Below are 22,637 nucleotides of genomic sequence, written 5' to 3'. Positions count from 1 at the left end.
ATTGAAAATTAATCTGAAAAGTATCCAAGATGTGTTACTATCGTTATTAATTGTAATAACGACCAACTCTATATATGTAAATACAGGAGATTCAAATAAGTTAATTCCAATATTAGCTTTAGTAGTTATAATAGCAACATTTTTAGAACTGATATCAAGCAAATTAAATTATAATTATTTTAAAATAATACTAACCACAGTACTAATTTATTTAGTTATATCTATTACTAACATTTTAATATCATTTAATTCTCTATCAATAAATGAACTATTATTTTATTTTTTGATAGCACCTCTTATGCTTATCTTATTAATGTTTAAGAATTTTAATGACCGATTATTTGATTTTTTAAATACCTTCGTGAAAATTATTTTAATTTTTGCATTAGTTTCTTTAATATTTTGGACTTTTGGAAGTATTTTAAAGGTTATTCATCCAACAAATGTTGTCATAAATAATTGGAATGGTGGACTTCAAACTCCAAGTTATTTTAATCTATATTTTGAGACTCAAGAAATTCATTTTTTTGGAACTACTATTATTAGAAATAGTGGCATGTTTGCAGAAGCTTCAATGTGGAGTTTAATGTTAGGTTCAGCCCTTATAATTCAGGAATTATTTTTAGAAAATAGTATTAAACGATTATCTTTATTAACTTTGACTATTTTGACAACAGTTTCTACAACAGGGATATTTGTGATAGGATTACTATTGATCTATAGAGTTCTAATGCTGAAAAAATCTATATTTAAATATGTAAGTTTGATTATAATTCCAATAGTCATATATGCTTTGTTACAGGTTTGGGCAGAAAAATCTGACACTATTTCAGCTAGTATTAGATTTGATGATTATTTAGCAGGTTTCTTGGCTTGGAAAGAAAATTTATTTTTTGGATCAGGTTTGGTACTAGGATTGAAGGCAATTGAATCAAATATGAATACTCTTATTCGTACTAATTTAGGGTATAGTAACAGTTTCTTTATAATACTGGCTCAGGGTGGGATCATACTAGGGATATTCTATTTATATCCGGTAATTAGTTTATTAATTAAGAAGGGTGTTTCTATAGATACCAAAATGTTTGCTCTCTTATTTATAATTTTATTATTTACTGTAATTTTTACAGATACACCATTATTTATCCTTTTTATAGGAATATTTTACGCTTTAATATTGAATAGAGAGAGTACATGAAAAAGGAATACGATATTTTAAAAGTAGTAGCAATTTTAATGGTACTTGTAAGCCATAGTACATATTATATAATTTCAACTAAATATGGAGGGATTGATTATCAACAATATCTGGAACAAAATATGTCATTAGTTTTGTATAAAATTTTTGATAAAGTGAGAGAAATTCTATATTATTTTCATATGCCAATGTTTATGGCTTTATCCGGAGCTTTCTATTACCTTCAGGTTAAACGAGATAAATGGATTAATTTTATGTTAATTCTAAAACAGAAGACTAAGCGATTGGTTATTCCATTTGTTATTTTTACTTTATTATATGTTTTTCCAATAAAATATTTCTCTAATTATTTTGAGTATACAACTTTATCTAGAGCAGTATTGGGACAATTGTTTTTAATTGGGAATAATCATTTATGGTATTTATTTACTTTATTTATTATTTTTATTATTTCATTTTTTACCTTAAAAAGAGAAATAAAATTTACTACAATTATTATTTTTTATCTATTACATATTTTAAGTTATAAAGTTGATCCACTTTTATTTAAAGCCCCGTTACAATTTCTATTTTATTTTAGTATGGGATTTGCATTTGAATCAAAGAGAGAAAAATACAATCAATTTATAAGTGAAAAAAGAAATTATGTTTTGATATTGTCTATAGTATTTGTTTTGATTACTTTGTTGAATTTTAATCTTAAATATACTTACACACTAGTTAGTAAAATATTAGTTGAGTTATTAGCTATTTTAGGTTCTTTATTAACATATAGTATTTCCTACCTGATTTCTCGGAAAGGGCACAGTGGTAGTAGTTACTTTTTTAAGCTGATTTTAATGAATGGATTAGGTATATATATTTTTTCGGATCCATTAAATTATTTAATATTATATATAAGTTATTCGCTGAATCCTCAATTTATGTTTTCTCCTTTTGGAATAATTTTTATGGTTGTACTACGATTCTTCATTACGTTATTTGTATCCTTGATAGTAACAGTAATATTTAAAAGATGTTTTAAGAAATATACTTGGCTAGTTAATTAGCTAGTATTAAAAGTTGTTTGAATTATGCAAAATATAGATATGATGGAGATGAGAAATAGTGAAAGTATTAAAAAATTACGCATACAATCTTTCCTATCAATTGTTAGTAATTATACTTCCGATTATTACGACTCCGTATGTAACACGGATATTTTCTTCAGATGATTTGGGAACCTATAGTTATTTCAACTCAATTGTTACCTATTTTCTTATGCTAGCTACTCTGGGAGTAAACAATTATGGTACCAAGGCGATTTCGGGTAGTAGAAAAGATACTAGAAAGAATTTTTGGGGTATTTATACACTGCAACTGGGAGCGACACTGTTCTCTTCTGTTCTTTATATCCTTCTATGTCTTACGTTACCAGCTATGCAAAATCCTGTAGCTTATATTTTAGGTATAAGTTTAATTTCAAAAGGTTTAGATATTTCTTGGTTATTTCAAGGTTTAGAGGATTTTCGAAAAATTACAATCAGAAATATCACAGTTAGGTTAGTTGGTGTTATTTCTATCTTTTCGTTTATAAAATCAGCTGAAAATCTCTATTTATATATATCACTGATTACGATTTTTGAATTGTTAGGACAATTAAGTATGTGGTTGCCGGCAAGAGAGTTTATTGGGAAACCTCACTTTGATTGGAAATATGCAAAGCAGCATTTGAAGCCAGTTATCTTATTGTTTTTACCTCAGATTGCCATATCGCTCTATGTTACTTTGGATCGTACAATGCTAGGTGTTTTAGCTTCAACAAAAGATGTAGGAATCTATGATCAAGCATTGAAACTTGTTAATATTTTATTGACCCTAGTGACTTCATTGGGAAGTGTCATGTTACCACGAGTTTCAAATCTTTTATCATCAGGAAATCATAAAGCAGTTAATAAAATGCATGAGATGTCATTTTTGATTTATAATTTAGTTATTTTTCCAATTATGGCAGGTATGTTAATTATAAATGATGATTTTGTTACCTTTTTCCTTGGACAAGATTTTCAAGAGGCACGTTATGCGATAGCAATTATGATTTTTAGAATGTTCTTTATTGGTTGGACCAATATTATGGGAATTCAAATTCTGATACCTCATAATAAAAATAAAGAGTTCATGCTTTCAACAACAATTCCTGCTGTTGTTAGTGTTGGATTAAATCTTCTCTTTCTTCCCAAATTGGGCTATATAGGGGCAGCAATTGTATCTGTTTTAACAGAGTCTCTGGTTTGGGCTATACAGTTATTCTTTACTCGCTCTTATCTAAGAGATGTTCCGATTATAGGAACTATGATAAAGATTATGATTTCATCAGTATTGATGTATGGAATTCTGTTTTTTGTAAAAGACTTATTGAATTTACCGTCCATGTTAAATGTAGGACTTTCTACTATTTTGGGAGCAATAATTTATATCAGTTTGATTTTGATTTTTAAAGTTATAAATCTACGAGATATAAAACAACAGTTATTCAGAAATAAAGGGGTGTAATATGTATGATTATCTAATCGTTGGTGCTGGTTTGTCTGGAGCAATTTTTGCTTATGAAGCAACCAAGCGTGGAAAAAAAGTAAAAGTTATTGATAAACGTGACCACATTGGTGGAAATATCTACTGTGAGAATGTAGAAGGTGTTAATGTTCATAAATATGGTGCACATATCTTCCATACTTCTAATAAGAAAGTTTGGGATTATGTTAATCAATTTGCTGAATTTAACAACTACATCAATTCGCCTGTAGCTAATTACAAGGGTAGCCTTTATAATCTACCTTTCAATATGAATACTTTCTATGCTATGTGGGGAACAAAAACTCCTCAAGAGGTTAAAGATAAGATTGCTGAGCAAACGACTCACATGAAGGACGTTGAACCTAAAAACTTGGAAGAACAGGCTATCAAGTTGATTGGTCCAGATATTTATGAAAAGTTGATTAAAGGCTATACTGAAAAGCAATGGGGACGTTCTGCGACTGACCTTCCACCGTTTATTATTAAACGTCTACCAGTTCGTTTGACTTTTGATAATAACTACTTCAATGACCGTTACCAGGGTATTCCAATTGGGGGTTACAACGTTATCATCGAAAATATGCTGAAAGATGTAGAAGTAGAGCTCGGAGTTGACTTTTTTGCCAATCGTCAGGAATTAGAAGCTTCTGCTGAAAAAGTTGTTTTTACAGGGATGATTGACCAATATTTCGACTATAAACATGGTGAGTTAGAATACCGTAGTCTTCGTTTTGAGCATGAAGTTCTAGATGAGGAAAATTATCAAGGAAATGCCGTTGTTAATTATACAGAACGAGAAATTCCTTATACTCGTATTATTGAGCATAAACATTTTGAGTATGGTACGCAAGATAAAACGGTTATTACTCGTGAATACCCAGCTGATTGGAAACGTGGAGATGAACCATACTACCCAATCAACGACGCTAAAAATAATGAAATGTATCAAAAATATTTAGAAGAAGCAAAAGGTAAAGATGTTATCTTCTGTGGTCGTCTTGCAGATTATAAATATTATGATATGCACGTAGTAATCGAAAGAGCTCTTAATGTAGTAAGAGAGGAATTAGGTAATAATGACTAAAAATAGAATAAACTGGATAGATTTTGGGAAAGGGTTCGCAATATTTCTAGTAGTCATAGGTCATGTGTTTACTGGTTTATTTGATTCTGGGAAATTTACAAGTGATGCCAAATGGTTATCCATAGTTATTGCATTTATATATATATTTCATATTCCAGTATTCTTTGCTTTATCAGGATATTTTTTCAAATCTGTAGAGAATTTTAAAGAGTATTATTATTATATGAAGAAGAAAACGATAGTATTAGGATTACCGTATATATTTTATTCTATAATTCATTATGTATTACAGAAAATAGCGGGAGGATCGGTACGTGTTCCCACTACATTGTTTAATTTGATAAATATTTATAAAGAACCATTAGGAGTTGTATGGTATTTGTATACATTATGGGCACTATATTTAGTATACGGATTTTTATCAATATTTATAAAGAACAAAAACTATCTTTTTATGATTAGTATAGTCGGATATATAATTACATTAGTATATATGTCAGAAATATTTTTTATAAAAAAAGTTCTAGCATGGGGAGTAATTTTCATGTTGGGTTCTGTATTAAAAACAGTTAAATTTAATGATATTAGATTTAGAAACATAATTCTACTAGGAATCATATTTAATATCGTATATATTTATATAATGTATATTTTATTTAATGTAGATGGTAAAATAATAACGGACTATAACTATCCTAGATGGTGGATTATTGGATACACAGGTAATGTTATCTTATCATTTATAATTTTTCCAAAAATAGAAAAAATATCCCAAAATATTTTTAGGTATTTTAGTAAATATGGGAAAATTAGTATAGGGATTCTAATTTTCCATTCACCAATTTGTAGTATGATTCGGATTCTAATGTTAAAAATGGGAATTGATTCTGTTTTTCTCCATATTGTTATTGGTATTGTCTTGGGCTGGTATTTATCAATACTTGCAACCAATGTATTGAAGAAAATTCCATTATTGAATATTATTTTACTACCACAGAGATATATTAAACTAAAATAAAAATATAAAGATTGACCCTTTGACTACCTAATGTAGTTGAGGGATTTTTTGATATTATTCATATTTTTGCAAAATTGTTGTTTAAAAAATAATTTTTTAAAATTCAGAAAATTCTATTGACAGGACTTGAAAAAGGGGCTATAATGGATAGAAAAACAGAGGAGAATACTATGAAAACAAGGAAAGTGTTGGCTCTTGCGGGAGTAACTTTATTAGCAGCGGGTGTTTTAGCGGCTTGTTCTGGTGGTTCTGGTGCTAAAGGTGAGCAGACCTTCGCCTTTACCTACGAGACCGACCCAGATAACCTCAACTATTTAACAACTGGTAAGGCAGCAACTGCTGACATTACTAGTAATGTGATTGATGGATTGTTGGAAAACGATAAATACGGGAACCTTATTCCCTCAATGGCAGAGGACTGGTCAGTTTCTAAGGATGGCTTGACTTATACTTATAAGATTCGTCAGAATGCCAAGTGGTACACATCTGAGGGAGAAGAGTATGCTCCTGTTAAGGCTCAAGATTTTGTAACAGGTCTTAAATATGCGGCAGATAAGAAATCTGAAGCCCTTTACTTGGTACAGGATTCGATTAAAGGTTTGGATGCCTACGCTAAAGGGGAAAATAAAGATTTTTCTCAAGTTGGGATTAAAGCACTTGATGATCAAACAGTTCAATACACATTGAACAAACCTGAAAGTTTTTGGAATTCTAAAACAACAATGGGTGTCTTAGCACCAGTTAATGAAGAGTTTTTGAATTCAAAAGGGGATGATTTTGCCAAAGCAACAGATCCAAGCAGTATCTTGTACAATGGTCCTTATTTGTTGAAATCTATTGTAACCAAATCTGCTGTTGAATTTGCGAAGAATCCAAACTACTGGGATAAGGACAATGTCCATATTGACAAAGTCAAATTGTCATTCTGGGACGGTCAAGATACTAGTAAACCTGCAGAAAACTTTAAAGACGGTAGCCTTTCAGCAGCTCGTCTCTATCCAACAAGTGCAAGTTTTGCAGAGCTTGAGAAAGAGATGAAGGACAATATTGTCTATACGCAACAAGACTCTACAACTTATGTAGTGGGGACAAACATCGACCGTCAGTCCTATAAATATACTTCTAAGACTAGCGAAGAACAAAAGACATCTACTAAAAAGGCTCTCTTAAACAAGGATTTCCGTCAGGCTATTGCCTTTGGATTTGATCGTACAGCCTATGCCTCTCAGCTGAATGGACAAACTGGAGCAAGCAAAATCTTACGTAATATCTTTGTTCCACCAACATTTGTTCAATCAGATGGTAAAAACTTTGGCGATATGGTCAAAGAAAAATTGGTGACTTACGGGGATGAATGGAAGGATGTTAATCTTGCTGATGCACAAGATGGTCTTTACAATCCAGAAAAAGCCAAGGCAGAATTTGCCAAAGCCAAGTCAGCTTTGCAAGCTGAGGGAGTACAATTCCCAATTCACCTCGATATGCCGGTTGACCAAACAGCAACTACAAAAGTTCAGCGCGTCCAATCTATGAAACAATCCTTGGAAGCGACTTTAGGAACTGATAATGTCATTATTGATATCCAACAATTGCAAAAAGATGAGGTGCTTAATGTAACTTTGTTTGCACAAACTGCTGCTGGTGAGGATTGGGATATTTCTGATAACGTAGGATGGGGACCAGATTTCTCAGATCCGTCCACTTATCTTGACATTATCAAGCCTTCTGTAGGAGAAAATACGAGAACTTACCTAGGATTTGATTCAGGAAAAGACAATGAGGCGGCTAAGAAGGTCGGTCTCAATGATTATGATAAAATGGTCAATGAAGCAGGGGAAGAAACTACAGATGTTACAAAACGTTATAACAAGTATGCCGAAGCTCAAGCTTGGTTGACAGATAGTGCCCTAGTTATTCCAACAACATCTCGTACAGGGCGTCCAATCTTGTCTAAGATGGTACCATTTACTTTACCTTTCGCTTTCGCAGGTAACAAGGGGACAAGCGATCCGCTCCGCTACAAATACCTTGAACTTCAAGACAAGGCAGTCACTGTAGAGGAATACCAAAAAGCCCAAGATAAATGGATGAAAGAAAAAGAAGAATCTAATAAAAAAGCGCAAGAAGAACTTGCAAAACATGTGAAATAAATGTAAAGGAGTTGGTTTGTAGCCGACTCCTTTATATGTCTTTCTAGTAGAGGGAGTTGAATCTAGAATAATACAGCCTATTGAGTCTACAATACTACACCATTGTTTCTAGAACATTGTTAGAAATTATAGTCAATGAAAATCAAAGAGCAAACTAGAAATCCAGCCGCAGACTGCTCAAAACACTGTTTTGAGGTTGTAGATAAGACTGACGAAGTCAGTCACATATATACGGCAAGGTGAAGCTGACGTAGTTTGAAGAGATTTTCGAAGAGTAGAGTTTGAATTTCCCAATCAATTTGTTCACATTTTATTTCAATCTACTATATAAAAATCCTGAGAATTTCTAGTTCTCAGGATTTTCGTTTACTGTTGTGGTTGTTGTTGAACTTGGGGGGGCTGTGGTTGCTGTTGGATTTGTTGGCCAGGTTGTCCCTGATTTGGATTTGTTGGAGCAGTATTATTTGATTGTTGACCAGGAGTAGGTGTTACTTGGGTAGTTGAACTTTCAGTTGTTGTAGAGGGATTCTCTACCTCTGATTGTGTTTGTTGTGTATCAGGAGTACTCCATGTATTTCTTGCTCCGTTTAGGAATACGAACTGCCCGTTTCTATATAGTCCCTCAGGCATTGTCCAATCTCCAGGATGGTTATTTTGCGCAAGGTAGCTCATCATACTACGATAGACTCTAGCAGCAACTGTGAGGCCATCACCTACAATAGGAGTGAGACGGTTGGTATAACCTGTCCAAACGGCCATTGAATACTTACGAGTATAACCTACAAACATTTCATCAGGTGCTACAAGTTGATTCATCTTGATATGATTTTCGATTTCTTCATCTGTATAGTTGGAAGTCCCTGTTTTCCCTGCTTGAGGGATTCCAGGAAGGTAGGCATTGTAACCTGTTCTAGATGTTAAGACTGTTTTCATCATTTCTGTCATCATATAGGCAGTAGACTCTTTCATAGCTCTTGTGCCAGCGTCAGAGAATTCTTTTTCGCTACCATCACTAAAGACGATTTTATTGATGTACATTGGTTTGTGGTAGATACCGCCATTAGCGAATGCAGCGTAAGCCGCAGCCATTTTCTCACTGCTTGCACCGTACTGTTTACCAGATTCAGTTGTATTACTTGAAATAGCATTTGAATAGTGCATTACAGGATAGTCGATTCCTAAACCATTTAGGAAGTTTTTAGCTCTATCTAAACCAACCTTGTTTAGTGTTTCAACAGCAGGTACGTTACGAGATTGTTGAAGGGCATATTGCAGAGTAATGTTACCAAAATATTCTCGATCCCAGTTGTAGACAGGGGTACTTGTTCCAGGGTAGTTATAAGGAATATCGTGGACAGTAGTTGCAGTTGAATCATATACACCGTATTCTAAGGCTGGGGCATAATCAGTGATTGGCTTCATGGTTGATCCCCAGTCACGGTTGGTTTCCACAGCTTGGTTAGTACCGAATGAAACATTGCTTGCTTGGTGACGAGCTCCAAGTTGGGCGATGACTTTACCATTGGAAGTATCTACGATAGTTGAGGCTACTTGAAGGTCATCATCTGGATAAGAGACATATTCATCTGTATTGTAGATATCCCAAAGTCGTTGTTGAATGTCCTTGTCTACATTGGTGTAGACTTCCATTCCAGTAGTAAGAAGATTATATCCCGTTTCGTGCTCTACTTGTTCAATAACCTCTTTTAGATAGTTATCCATATACGCTGGATAAGTAGCAGTTGACTTAAGACTTTGTAAACCATCAGTGATAGGTGTGTTGATAGCTTTTTCATATTGTTCAGCACTAATGTAATCTTGTCCTCTCATTTCTGAAAGAACCAAATTACGACGGTCCAACGCTGCATCTGGATGAGAGTAAGGATCGTATTGGTTGGGTGCCTGTGGCATACCTGCTAGCAAAGCTAATTGAGGTAGAGAGAGGTCTTTTAAGTCTTTTCCGTAGTAATTTTGGGCTGCTGTCTGCATACCATAGTTACCATTTGACATATAGACCTTATTGATGTAGTAGGTAAGGATTTCTTGTTTGGTAGCTTTTTGTTCCAATTGGACAGCTAACCATGCCTCTTGTGCTTTTCGGGAGATATTTTGATCCGAAGTTGATGTTGAGAAATAGGTCAACTTAATCAACTGCTGGGTTAGGGTTGATCCTCCCTGTAAAGAGTTACTTTGTAAGTTACGTAAGAAGGCCCCCATGATCCGAATCGTATCTACCCCTCTGTGGTCAAAGAAGCGATGGTCCTCGATAGACACGATGGCTTTGACTAAATCAGTAGGAATTTCGTTGGCCTGAGCGTTCACTCGGCGTTCAGAGCCCAGATCGGCAATGAGTTCGTTATTATTGTCGTAAATCTTGCTCGAAGTTGTTGCAACTAATTTACTATCTGATAGTGCTGGAGCTTTACTTACAAAATAGAGGAAAACACCCCCACCCAATAGAAATAATGCGATAAAGAGAGTTAGGAAAAAGATTCCAGTATACTTTAATATTCGCATAAGAATGTATTTATTCATCTTGTTTACCACCTAGTAAATGTTCTTTGATGACATCGAGATAGGGAATTTGTGGAAATGCCCCTAGTTTTATCTGGTAACCGTATTCTCGTATGTATCCAAGTGGCATTGATTTTTGCCCCTTATCTTGATGATAGAAGCGAATCAAATCATATGCCGGTAATAAGTAGGTTTCTTGCTGAGAAGAAAAGTGAAGAAGGACAAAGCAGATTCCTTGTTGAGCAAGGACTTGTTCCATATGCTGAATCTGATGTGGATGGAAATTTTTCATCGGAATAGCACATTTTTGTTTTGTTTCCTTGGCTTCAAAGTCGATGTAATATCCCTTATAAACGCCAGAATAGTCTGTCGTTGAAGCTTGTCGAAAATAGGCTTCAACAATCTTGGCACGACTTCGTTGTGGATAGTCCACTCGTACGATTTGAATAGGGGTTGGTTTCTTGTGTATAACAGCCAAGCCCTGAGACAAATAGTAGTCGTTGGTAGCATTAATCATCTTTTCAAAAGACATTCCTCGATTTGCGAAATTTTGGGGTTGAGAAAGCGATGTTTGTCTTTTTTGTGATGAAATTTTATGAGGATAGTTGACCATAATTCTCCTTATTGGTACAATAACATCACTCTATTATACCATAATTTTACACAGAAAGGGTTAAAAATGACTACAGCTTTGGTTTTAGGCTATTCTGCTTTTGATTTGGGTTTGTTTTCGGACAAGGATCCTCGTCTTAAATTGATTAAAAAAGCGATACGTAGGGATTTAGAAGCTATGGCAGAAGATGGGGTGACTTGGCTTGTATTTACCGGAACTTTGGGCTTTGAATATTGGGTTTTAGAGGTTGCTCAGGAAATGAAGACCGAATACGGTTTCCACTTGGCCACCATTTTTGCTTTTGAAACTCATGGGGAAAATTGGAATGAAGGTAATCAGATGAAACTGAGTCGCTTTAAGCAGGTAGACTTTGTCAAATATGCCTATCCTCGTTATGAACACAAAGGTCAGTTAAGAGATTACCAGCAGTTTTTATTGGAAAATACGAATAGTTCTTATCTTTTTTATGATGAGGAAAATGAAACGAGACTAGCTTATATTTACCAAATGATGAAAGAGCAGGAAGACTATTTTATAAAGAGACTAACATTTGATCAGCTAAATGAACTTGCAGAAAATTTTTCCGAAAATTGAAGCTTTGACCTTGATTTTTGTTTGTCTTTTTTTATATAATAATACTAGCAACTGAGAATGGAGAGAGACATGGCAGGTATTATTTTTTCGGCGAAAGATATTTTTGAACAAGAGTTTGGACGTGAAGTCCGTGGGTATAGTAAGGTAGAAGTTGATGAGTTTTTGGACGATGTCATCAAGGACTATGAAACCTATGCTACCTTGGTCAAGTCACTTCGTCAGGAAATTGCGGATTTGAAGGAAGAATTAGCTCGTAAACCAAAACCTTCACCAGTTCAAACAGAACCTCTTGAAGCGGCAACAACAAGTTCTATGACGAACTTTGATATTTTAAAACGTTTGAATCGTCTTGAAAAAGAAGTGTTTGGTAAACAAATTTTAGATAACTCAGGATTTTAAGAGCTTATTTAAAAAGTGCAATTTTTGGATAATCGCGTGAGGAGAGTTGCTTTTCATGAGGAAAGTCCATGCTAGCACAGGCTGTGATGCCTGTAGTGTTTGTGCTAGGCGAAAACATAAGCCTAGGAACGAGAAATCGTTACGGCAGTTGAAATGGCTAAGTCTTTGGATAGGTCAGAGTAGGCTTGAAAGTGCCACAGTGACGGAGTCTTTCTGGAAACGGAGAGAGTGGAACGCGGTAAACCCCTCAAGCTAGCAACCCAAATTTTGGTCGGGGCATGGAGTGCACGGAAACGAACGTAGTACTCTGACTGCTATCAGCTAGAGCTGCTAGTGGTAGACAGATGATTATCGAAGGAAGTGGTCCTAGTCACTTCTGGAACAAAACATGGCTTATAGAAAATTGCATATAGGTTGAGGCTGAGAAAATTTTCTCAACCTCATTTTTTAAAGTGGACATATAGAAAGGTCTTGCAAGACTATAAAATGAAAAAAGAATTTAATTTAATTGCAACTGCGGCGGCAGGTCTTGAAGCTGTTGTGGGAAGAGAAGTGCGAGAGTTGGGCTACGATTGTCAGGTTGAAAACGGTCGTGTGCGTTTTCAAGGAGACGTGAGAGCTATTATCGAAACTAACCTCTGGCTTCGGGCAGCAGATCGTATCAAAATTATCGTAGGAACGTTCTCAGCTAAGACTTTTGAAGAGCTGTTTCAAGGAGTTTTCGCTCTAGATTGGGAAAATTATTTACCGCTTGGGGCTCGGTTCCCGATTTCGAAAGCCAAATGTGTTAAATCTAAACTACACAATGAACCAAGTGTGCAGGCTATTTCAAAGAAAGCTGTTGTTAAGAAATTGCAGAAACACTACGCCCGTCCAGAAGGTGTTCCTCTCATGGAGAATGGACCAGAGTTCAAGATTGAAGTTTCTATTCTAAAGGATGTGGCAACTGTCATGATTGATACGACCGGATCTAGCCTCTTTAAACGTGGTTATCGTACGGAAAAAGGTGGCGCTCCTATCAAGGAAAATATGGCGGCAGCTATTTTGCAACTTTCTAACTGGTATCCAGACAAGCCTTTAATTGATCCGACCTGTGGTTCGGGGACTTTCTGTATCGAGGCTGTCATGATTGCTCGAAAGATGGCACCAGGACTTCGTCGCTCTTTTGCTTTTGAGGAATGGAACTGGGTCAGTGATCGTTTGATCCAAGAAGTGCGCACAGAAGCGGCCCAAAAAGTGGATCGTGAACTGGAACTGGATATCATGGGTTGTGATATTGATGCTCGCATGGTGGAGATTGCTAAGGCTAATGCTCAGGCAGCTGGTGTTGCAGGAGATATTACCTTTAAGCAGATGCGCGTGCAGGATTTACGTTCGGATAAAATCAATGGTGTGATTATCTCCAATCCGCCTTATGGAGAACGTTTATCAGATGATGCAGGGGTGACCAAGCTTTATGCTGAACTGGGTCAAGTATTTGCACCGCTGAAAACTTGGAGTAAGTTTATCCTAACTAGTGATGAAGCCTTTGAAAGCAAGTATGGTAGCCAAGCGGACAAGAAGCGTAAACTGTATAACGGAACCCTAAAAGTGGATCTGTATCAATATTTTGGTCAACGTGTCAAACGGCAAGAGGTAAAATAGAAAGGTAAACGTATGAATAAGAAAAGACGGAATCGTCATAAAAAAGAAGACCAAGAACCGCGATTTGATTTTGATGAAGCAAAAGAGTTAACAGTTGGTCAAGCTATTCGTAAAAATGAAGAAGTGGAAGCAGGGGTCTTGCCTGAGGATTCCATTTTGGACAAGTATGTTAAGCAACACAAAGATGAAATTGAAGCAGATAAGTTTGTGACTCGCCAATATAAAAAAGAGGAGTTAGTCGAAACGCAGAGTCTGGATGATTTGATCCAAGAGATTCGGGAGGAGACAGCTGTTGAACCTACGATAGTAGAGAATGATTTCATCCAACTTGATAACTTAGCATCCACACAAGTGATGGAAACTCCTTTTGATGAGGAATTTGACACTGAGGAGGCAGTCGAAACAGAGTATCCAATGGTGGATAGTGAAGATGGGAAAAGCGTTAAGAAACAGATTCTTTATGGCTTGTTAGCTGCGGTAGGGATTCTTGTTATTGGAACTGGTTATTATGTTTATAGTCAAGTGGCTCGTTCGACCAAGGAAATCCAAACTTCTCAATCAACCACAAACTCGCAGGCAGAAGCGGAAGGATTTAATAATTTATACGATGCCTTCTATACAGATAGCAATAAAACAACTTTGAAGAATAGCCAGTTTGATAAACTGAGTCAACTGAAGACTTTACTTGATAAGCTAGAAGGTAGTCGCGAATATACGCTTGCTAAATCGAAATATGACAGCTTAGAAACGCAAATCAAGGCCATCCAAGAAGTCAATGCACAATTTGAAAAACCAGCTATTGTGGATGGTGTTCTGGATACCAATGCCAAAGCCAAATCGGATGCTAAATTTACAGATATTAAAACAGGGAATACGGAGATTGACAAAGTGTTAGATAAGGCTATCAGCCTTGGTAAGAGTCAAAAGACAAGCACTTCTAGCTCAAGTCAAACCAGCAGTTCTAGTCAAGCAAGTGCAAATTCTTCTACAGAGAGTACTACAAGTAACACTAGTCCGTCTTCAAGCGCCTCAACAAATAGTTCAGTTTCTGCGCGGGATGATAGCCATGGCGGTCTATCAAGTTCTGGAGTTAACCTACAAAGAGCTTCAAGCCGTGTGCCGTTCAATCAATCGGCTGTGGATGACAGTAACAACTCTGCCTGGGATTTTGCTGATGGTGTCTTGGAACAAATTCTAGCGACTTCACGTTCACGTGGTTATATCACTGGCAACCAATATATCCTCGAACGTGTCAATATCGTTAATGGCAATGGTTATTACAATCTCTATAAGCCAGACGGAACCTATCTATTTACCCTTAACTGTAAGACTGGATACTTTGTTGGGAATGGTTCTGGACATGCGGATGCCTTGGACTATTAAGCAGTCGTTACAAAATTCTTTCTTTTCAAAAGTAAAAATGATAAAATAAAACAAATTAAACAAGAGGAGTGTCATATGACAAAAGCTAACTTTGGTGTCGTAGGTATGGCCGTAATGGGCCGTAACCTTGCCCTAAATATTGAATCTCGTGGTTACACAGTTGCTATTTACAACCGTAGTAAAGAAAAAACTGAAGATGTAATTGCTTGCCATCCTGAAAAGAACTTTGTACCAAGCTATGACGTTGAAAGTTTTGTAAACTCAATCGAAAAACCTCGTCGTATCATGTTGATGGTTCAAGCTGGACCTGGTACAGATGCTACTATCCAAGCCCTTCTTCCACACCTTGACAAGGGTGATATCTTGATTGACGGAGGAAATACTTTCTACAAAGATACCATCCGTCGTAATGAAGAATTGGCAAACTCAGGTATCAACTTTATCGGCACTGGGGTTTCTGGTGGTGAAAAAGGTGCCCTTGAAGGTCCTTCTATCATGCCTGGTGGACAAAAAGAAGCCTACGAATTGGTTGCGGATGTTCTTGAAGAAATCTCAGCTAAAGCACCAGAAGATGGCAAACCATGTGTGACTTACATCGGTCCTGATGGAGCTGGTCACTATGTGAAAATGGTTCACAACGGTATTGAGTATGGTGACATGCAATTGATCGCAGAAAGCTATGACTTGATGCAACACTTGCTAGGCCTTTCTGCAGAGGATATGGCTGAAATCTTTACTGAGTGGAACAAGGGTGAATTGGACAGCTACTTGATCGAAATCACAGCTGATATCTTGAGCCGTAAAGACGATGAAGGTCAAGATGGGCCAATCGTAGACTACATCCTTGATGCTGCAGGTAACAAGGGAACTGGTAAATGGACTAGCCAATCATCACTTGACCTTGGTGTACCATTGTCACTCATCACTGAGTCAGTATTTGCACGTTACATTTCAACTTACAAAGAAGAACGTGTGCATGCTAGCAAGGTTCTTCCAAAACCAGCTGCCTTCAAATTTGAAGGAGACAAGGCTGAGTTGATTGAAAAAATCCGTCAAGCTCTTTACTTCTCAAAAATCATTTCATATGCACAAGGTTTTGCTCAATTGCGTGTAGCTTCTAAAGAAAACAACTGGAACTTGCCATTTGCGGATATCGCATCTATCTGGCGTGATGGCTGTATCATCCGTTCTCGTTTCTTGCAAAAGATCACAGATGCTTACAACCGTGATGCAGACCTTGCCAACCTTCTTTTGGATGAGTACTTCTTGGATGTTACTGCTAAGTACCAACAAGCAGTGCGTGATATCGTAGCTCTCGCTGTTCAAGCTGGTGTACCAGTGCCAACATTCTCAGCAGCTATTACTTACTTTGATAGCTACCGTTCAGCTGACCTTCCAGCTAACTTAATCCAAGCGCAACGTGACTACTTTGGTGCCCACACTTACCAACGTAAAGACAAAGAAGGAACATTCCACTACTCTTGGTATGACGAAAAATAAGTAGGTCTGCCATGGGGAAACGGATTTTATTACTTGAGAAAGAACGAAATCTAGCTCACTTTTTAAGTTTGGAACTCCAAAAAGAGCAATACCGAGTTGATCAGGTTGAGGAGGGGCAAAAAGCCCTCTCCATGGCTCTTCAGACAGACTATGACTTGATTTTATTGAATGCTCAACTGGGGGATATGACAGCCCAGGATTTTGCAGACAAGCTGAGTCGGACTAAGCCAGCCTCAGTGATCATGGTTTTGGACCATCGCGAAGACTTGCAAGATCAGATTGAGGCAATCCAACGCTTTGCCGTTTCTTACATCTATAAGCCAGTTATTATTGAGAATTTGGTGGCTCGTATTTCAGCGATTTTCCGAGGTCGGGACTTCATCGACCAACACTGTAGTCAGATGAAGGTTCCAACGTCTTACCGCAATCTGCGTATGGATGTAGAACATCATACCGTTTATCGTGGCGAGGAGATGATTGCTCTGACTCGTCGTGAGTATGACCTTTTGGCTACTCTAATGGGAAGCAAGAAAGTTCTGACTCGTGAGCAGTTGTTGGAAAGTGTCTGGAAGTATGAAAGTGCGACCGAAACCAATATCGTGGATGTCTATATCCGTTATCTACGTAGCAAGCTGGATGTAAAAGGTCAGAAAAGCTACATTAAAACCGTGCGTGGTGTTGGTTACGCTATGCAAGAATAGAAAAGCAGTCACTCTCGTGTAACTGTTGTTTGAGCTCTATACTATCTGTAGCAGGAATTCCTGAACTCCAGATAGTATAGAGCTTTTTGAATAGCCACAAATGCAAGTCTTTAGACGGCTTGTAATGCTTCAAAGAGATGGTCAGAGAGAATGAATTTTTCTTGACCATAGTTTATACTCAATGAAAATGAAGGAGCAAACTAGGAAGCTAGCTGCAGGTTGCTCAAAACACTAGTTTTGAGGTTGCCGATGGAAGCTAACGTGATGTGAAGAGATTTTCGAAGAGTATTGGTATCTGATAAGCTTTACTTTCATAGTTTTCTAGTTTTTGACGCTCAAAAGGGATGAGCTAGCTTCAGGTGTAGTTAATATACTCTTTATAAGTATTCGAAAAAATGGAATTTATCATAGTTTTGAAGAAAATGGGGATTTTATTTTTGTTGAAATATTATAATATAATAAATGCTTCAAATTCTGAAATATTCTGAAAATACTGGAAAATAATAAATAATAATTAATATAATTGACAAATCTGCTTATATAAATTATAATGTTGAATGTATGTGTATGTGTATGTGTATGTGTATGTGTATGTGTACTACATGCTATTTTTAGAAATCAAAAGGAGACAATGTAATGTATTTTAATCGTAAAAATGCAGAGCAAAAGAACTGGAGAATGATCAAAAAAGGAAAGCACTTCCTATTCGGTTGTTCTCTTGTTTTTGCGGTCGGAGCTAGCTTAGCTACTCAAGTGGTTCATGCAAACACAGCAGAAACTACTGTAGCAAACAACTCGACTACTGGGGATGTTACCCCTACACCGAACGGAGATGGCAAGACTTATGAGGCACCTGCTGCTGTAGCAGAAATCAAGTCAGAAGTTGCTACAACACCAGCTGTAGCAGCAAAACTTGATGGAGAAACTGCAAAAGAAGTTAAAGCTTTAGACAAAACTAAACTTGAAAACTACATTGCAGAAATCGAAGCAAAATTAGCTAACGGAACATACGAACGCAAAACAGAAGAGAGTGTTGCGGTATTAAAAGCTGACTTAGAAGCTGCAAAAGCTACATTAGCAAACGCAACAACTCAAGATGAAATCACAAAAGCTTACAGCAAATTAGTAACTACAGCGAATACTAAATTAAAAAACAAACCTGTAGAGAAAAAAGAAACTCCAGCAGTAGACGCTACTAACGGACAACCAACTGTAGGTAAAAAAGCAGAAAACACTGAGAAAAAATCAGAATCTAACTCAATCGAAAACACAGGATCTAACGACTCACGTAACGGTAAAGCATTAGATAAGAATAATGCTTTTAGAGCGGAAGTTGCCTATTCAGAAGGTACAAATGCAGCCGCAAATGGTCATAGTGATACCTATATCCTTAATGACGTTAATAAAGCCACGTCTACAGATGACGCTGTTAATGCAGTTTCTAGAGTTACAAATTATAAAGTTAAATATAATAAAGACGCTAGTGGGAAGATTACTTCATTAGATTGGCTTGTCTTTTATAATGATCATGCAGAAAATCTATCTAATACGTATAATACAGATGGAGGAGATGTATATCGAAATTTCATCCAAATTCCTGCAGAAGTTAATATGCCAACTAGCATTACACGTGCAAAATATAACTCTCCAATCCAAGGTAAATTAAATCCTAAAACTAAAAAACTTGAACGTACAAAACCTGATGGTTCAGCATTGAGTAGTTCTGTAACGTTTGAAAATCCAGCACCAGCTACAGCTGCTGGATTACCATTAGACAAAAAAGATACCTTTTCTCTGGCTTCTGGTTGGGAAAGTGGTATCTATGGTCGTTCTATAGAAAAACTTGCCGGTCAGGAGGACAGATATTTCAAGAGTGCGGCATCTAATTCTTCTCCGAGAACTAAAGAGTTATTGGATAATGTTGCCTTGAATGACAAACGTTTGATTGTGGATCGTTCGACTACAGGTGGTTCAGGTTATGATGGCTATGCATGGAGTTTTAGAACTGAAGTTCCTGCAACAACATCTAACGAACAGTTGAAAGATATGAAGGTTGTATTTGGTATGATGCGTAGTGCCACTGCTGGTGCCAATGCAGGTTTCGCCAACATTGCAACTAACCCTATAAAAATGTGGCAGTCTGATGTTTCCACACCAACAGCGAAAGATCAAACTGTAAAAGTTGGTCAAAAACCAGATGCGACAAAATCAATTGGAAACTTAGACACTCTTCCAAAAGGAACAACAGTTAAGTACAAGGATGCAGTAGATACACGAACTCCAGGTGAAAAACGAGCAACAGCAGTTGTAACTTACCCAGATAAATCTACAAAAGAAGTTCCTGTAAAAGTAATTGTTGAAAAAGAAGCAGTAGCACCAGCTAAGCCAGTTACTCCAAAACCAGAAGCACCCAAACCAAGCACACCAGCGCCAGATGCAGCAACTAACAAACCAGCGGCAGGTGCAGCGACTAACAAACCAGCACCAGGTGCAGCGACTAACAAACCAGCAGCAGGTGCAGCGACTAGCGCTCCAGAAATTGTCAATGATTTAGCAGGTAAAGCAAGTACACCAGCTGATGTGACAGTTAAAGCACCAGCAGGTTCAACTGTTAAGCTTTACAACACAGATGGTGTTGTGATCGGTGAAGCTGTAGCTAATGCCCAAGGTGTAGCAACTGTTCACCCTACAAACAGTCTTCCAGCAGGAAAAATTACAGCGACTTCAACACCAACAGGTGGTAAAGAGTCAGCTAAGAGTACACCGATTACGATTACAGCATCACCGGTGACTGTTAAGGATGGTGGTGTGACTGGTAATGATGATACTAGACTATTGGTAAGTAGGTCAGAGATTACAGTATATCCTGGTGATAAAATTGATGTTGATGTTGTAGCTCAAGCTACAGCTTTAGAGAAATTTTCAGTTGAAAAAAATCCACTAGCTATAAGAGGAGTAGAGCCAACGGGAGGATATCTAGGAGCTTCAAACGGAGCTACGATTAGACAACGTGATGCTAAATATAGTGGTACTGTTGCAATGGACCAGCCAGCAGGAAGTACAAGTGTTATTTTCCATGCGAAGAATCGAGATAAACCAACAACGATATACAGAGAACTTATAGTAAATGTTCTTGAGACTGCTAAGAAATATGAACCAGTTGCAGGTACAAAATTAGATGTTGCAAATTCTAATAATCTTAGTGAAGATGACAAGAACAAGGTTATCGCCTCTGTTAAAGCTGCTAACCCAAGTCTTCCAGCAGATTCACAATACAGTGTGGATGAAAAAGGGAACCTTACTATCACTTATCCTGATGGATCAAAAGATAAGATTGCAGCAGCATATCTAGTAAATCCAGCACCAACAGATGCAGATAAGAACACACCAACAGCTAAACCACAAACTGTAAACAAAGGAACAACACCAAAAGCAGAAGATTCAATTGGAAATATAAAAGATCTTCCTAAGGGTACAAAAGTAGCCTTCAAAGCTCCAGTAGACACAGCGACACCAGGTGAAAAAGATGCTACAGTAGTTGTAACATACCCAGATGGATCTAATGAAGAAGTTCCAGTTAAAGTAACGGTTAAAGCCCCAAGTTCAGCATCAACAACTCCAACAGCGCCAGCAACACCAGCAGCTCCAGTAGTAGCTCCAACAGTAGAGATTCCTTATTCTAATAAAGATACTAAGGAAGTTTATGTTTATGCTGGAGAAGAAAACTCATTCGATATTAAATTCAAAGATGATAGCGGAAAAATTGCAAGTGCTACTGTAAGACAAGGTGGTAACAAAGCGTTTGCTGATGTTGCAGGTGAAGCAAATACTATCAATACTCAGTATGGATTTAAAGCAAATGTTATTAATGCTGAGACTCCAGCGACAGAAAAAGCCCCAGCAGTCATTACTTATTCAGGTACTCCAGCAGCGACAGATGGTTTAGCAAAAGACAAACTAGAAGCAGCAACTAAAGGAGAAAATCCAGAAGGTATGGCTTTAGGATGGCGTTATGCAACTGCAACGGATAAAGATGGTGCATTTATTGAGAATAAAGCAGTAGGTAGCTCAACTGCAACTGATCCAGGTGCATTCCGTGTTATGCTTAAGGGACAAACTCAAAAATATGATATTGCAACACCAACTGAAAAAGTTACTGTAGCAGATCCAGCTAACGTAACAGATGCTGACCTGGCTAAAATCAAAGAGAAACTTCAACTTGAGTACTCTAAAAACAATGATGACGCTAACTTGGCAGATAAAAAAGGTAAAGCTGTATCTGATAAAGATGCTAAGATCCAATCAGTCACAAAAGACGACAAAGGAAATCTTGTTGTAACATATAAAGATGGTTCTCAAGATAAAAAACCATTGTCAGAATTTGTAACAAAAGAAACAACAGCAGTGGCTCCAACAGTAGAAATTCCTTACTCTAATAAAGATACTAAAGAAGTTTATGTATATGCTGGAGAAGAAAACTCATTCGATATCAAATTCAAAGATGATAGCGGAAAAATTGCAAGTGCTACTGTAAGACAAGGTGGTAACAAAGCGTTTGCTGATGTTGCAGGTGAAGCAAATACTATCAATACACAATATGGATTTAAAGCAAATGTTATCAATGCTGAGACACCAGCGACAGAAAAAGCCCCAGCAGTTATTACTTATTCAGGTACTCCAGCAGCGACAGATGGTTTAGCAAAAGACAAACTAGAAGCAGCAACTAAAGGAGAAAATCCAGAAGGTATGGCTTTAGGATGGCGTTATGCAACTGCAACGGATAAAGATGGTGCATTTATTGAGAATAAAGCAGTAGGTAGTTCAACTGCAACTGATCCAGGTGCATTCCGTGTTATGCTTAAGGGACAAACTCAAAAATATGATATTGCAACACCAACTGAAAAAGTTACTGTAGCAGATCCAGCTAACGTAACAGATGCTGACTTAGCTAAAATCAAAGAGAAGCTTCAACTTGAGTACTCTCAAAACAACGATGATGCTAACTTGGCAGACAAAAAAGGTCAAGCTGTAGCTGATAAAGATGCTAAGATCCAATCAGTCACAAAAGACGACAAAGGAAATCTTGTTGTAACATATAAAGATGGTTCTCAAGATAAAAAACCATTATCAGAATTTGTAACTAAAAAACCAACAGATGCAGATAAGAACGAATCACCATCAAAACCAGAAATCAAAACAGACCTAACAGGAAAAGCAGGAACTAAGACACCAGTTGAAGTAACAGCAACACCAGGATCTAAAGTAGAGTTATTTGATAAAGATGGT

Annotated in this window: 15 protein-coding genes and 1 other RNA gene; 14 read left to right on the top strand and 2 right to left on the bottom strand. The window is 36.9% G+C overall.

Annotation, left to right across the window (positions count from 1 at the left end; genetic code table 11):
* Window position 1 precedes the first annotated feature (1 nt).
* The 6 genes from K4Z77_RS05020 (at window position 2) to K4Z77_RS04995 (ending at window position 8,003) form a co-directional block, all read left to right on the top strand.
* Window positions 2–1,198, top strand: coding sequence for an O-antigen ligase family protein (locus K4Z77_RS05020; RefSeq protein ID WP_224218642.1), 1,197 nt, complete (start codon window positions 2–4; stop codon window positions 1,196–1,198).
* Window positions 1,195–2,247 carry an acyltransferase family protein gene (locus K4Z77_RS05015; RefSeq protein ID WP_224218641.1) on the top strand — a complete coding sequence of 351 codons (1,053 nt, stop codon included), beginning with the start codon at window positions 1,195–1,197 and terminating at the stop codon, window positions 2,245–2,247. The genes K4Z77_RS05020 and K4Z77_RS05015 overlap by 4 nt, the downstream gene beginning before the upstream one ends.
* 58 nt (window positions 2,248–2,305) lie before the next feature.
* The gene (locus K4Z77_RS05010) at window positions 2,306–3,730 is read left to right on the top strand and encodes a flippase (RefSeq protein WP_224218640.1); all 1,425 of its coding nucleotides are present in this window, start codon (window positions 2,306–2,308) and stop codon (window positions 3,728–3,730) included.
* A 1-nt stretch (window position 3,731) separates the two neighbouring features.
* Entirely contained in the window at window positions 3,732–4,835 is a 1,104-nt protein-coding gene (gene glf, locus K4Z77_RS05005) for a UDP-galactopyranose mutase (protein ID WP_049533766.1), read from the top strand.
* Complete coding sequence (locus tag K4Z77_RS05000) at window positions 4,828–5,853, top strand: acyltransferase family protein (protein ID WP_224218639.1); 1,026 nt, start codon at window positions 4,828–4,830, stop codon at window positions 5,851–5,853. The genes glf and K4Z77_RS05000 overlap by 8 nt, the downstream gene beginning before the upstream one ends.
* Before the next feature lie 170 nt (window positions 5,854–6,023).
* On the top strand, window positions 6,024–8,003 hold the full coding sequence (locus K4Z77_RS04995; RefSeq protein ID WP_224218638.1) for a peptide ABC transporter substrate-binding protein: 1,980 nt from the start codon (window positions 6,024–6,026) through the stop codon (window positions 8,001–8,003).
* 366 nt (window positions 8,004–8,369) lie between these two features.
* Here K4Z77_RS04995 and pbp1a read toward each other — a convergent pair whose 3' ends face one another.
* Both pbp1a and recU read right to left on the bottom strand, forming a co-directional pair.
* On the bottom strand, window positions 8,370–10,538 hold the full coding sequence (gene pbp1a / locus K4Z77_RS04990; protein ID WP_049539012.1) for a penicillin-binding protein PBP1A: 2,169 nt from the start codon (window positions 10,536–10,538) through the stop codon (window positions 8,370–8,372).
* The gene (recU, locus tag K4Z77_RS04985) at window positions 10,531–11,130 is read right to left on the bottom strand and encodes a Holliday junction resolvase RecU (RefSeq protein ID WP_033680687.1); all 600 of its coding nucleotides are present in this window, start codon (window positions 11,128–11,130) and stop codon (window positions 10,531–10,533) included. Before recU ends, pbp1a begins: the two co-directional genes overlap by 8 nt.
* A 66-nt stretch (window positions 11,131–11,196) precedes the next feature.
* On the opposite strand from recU, the gene K4Z77_RS04980 reads away from it, so the two are divergent.
* The 8 genes from K4Z77_RS04980 to K4Z77_RS04945 form a co-directional block, all read left to right on the top strand.
* Window positions 11,197–11,724 (top strand): SLOG family protein, encoded by a 528-nt coding sequence (locus tag K4Z77_RS04980; protein WP_033680686.1) that lies wholly within the window; start codon window positions 11,197–11,199, stop codon window positions 11,722–11,724.
* Window positions 11,725–11,793: 69 nt separating this feature from the next.
* Window positions 11,794–12,123 carry a cell division regulator GpsB gene (gpsB, locus tag K4Z77_RS04975; protein ID WP_000907309.1) on the top strand — a complete coding sequence of 110 codons (330 nt, stop codon included), beginning with the start codon at window positions 11,794–11,796 and terminating at the stop codon, window positions 12,121–12,123.
* A 20-nt stretch (window positions 12,124–12,143) separates the two neighbouring features.
* Window positions 12,144–12,524, top strand: an RNA gene (rnpB, locus tag K4Z77_RS04970) — RNase P RNA component class B.
* A gap of 85 nt (window positions 12,525–12,609) precedes the next feature.
* Window positions 12,610–13,767: a THUMP domain-containing class I SAM-dependent RNA methyltransferase gene (locus K4Z77_RS04965; protein WP_224218637.1), complete on the top strand. Its 1,158-nt coding sequence runs from the start codon at window positions 12,610–12,612 to the stop codon at window positions 13,765–13,767.
* A gap of 12 nt (window positions 13,768–13,779) precedes the next feature.
* Window positions 13,780–15,150 (top strand): cell division site-positioning protein MapZ, encoded by a 1,371-nt coding sequence (gene mapZ, locus K4Z77_RS04960; RefSeq protein ID WP_224218636.1) that lies wholly within the window; start codon window positions 13,780–13,782, stop codon window positions 15,148–15,150.
* Between the two features lie 75 nt (window positions 15,151–15,225).
* Window positions 15,226–16,650: an NADP-dependent phosphogluconate dehydrogenase gene (gndA, locus tag K4Z77_RS04955; protein WP_000158778.1), complete on the top strand. Its 1,425-nt coding sequence runs from the start codon at window positions 15,226–15,228 to the stop codon at window positions 16,648–16,650.
* Window positions 16,651–16,661: 11 nt separating this feature from the next.
* The gene (locus K4Z77_RS04950) at window positions 16,662–17,351 is read left to right on the top strand and encodes a winged helix-turn-helix domain-containing protein (protein WP_153226755.1); all 690 of its coding nucleotides are present in this window, start codon (window positions 16,662–16,664) and stop codon (window positions 17,349–17,351) included.
* Between the two features lie 636 nt (window positions 17,352–17,987).
* Window positions 17,988–22,637: Rib/alpha-like domain-containing protein (locus K4Z77_RS04945; protein WP_263432406.1), on the top strand; the 4,650-nt coding region annotated here is incomplete at its 3' end.

Source organism: Streptococcus mitis subsp. hohhotensis, assembly GCF_020089495.2.
GTDB lineage: Bacteria > Bacillota > Bacilli > Lactobacillales > Streptococcaceae > Streptococcus > Streptococcus hohhotensis.
This window is presented reverse-complemented; position numbering and strand designations above follow the sequence as displayed.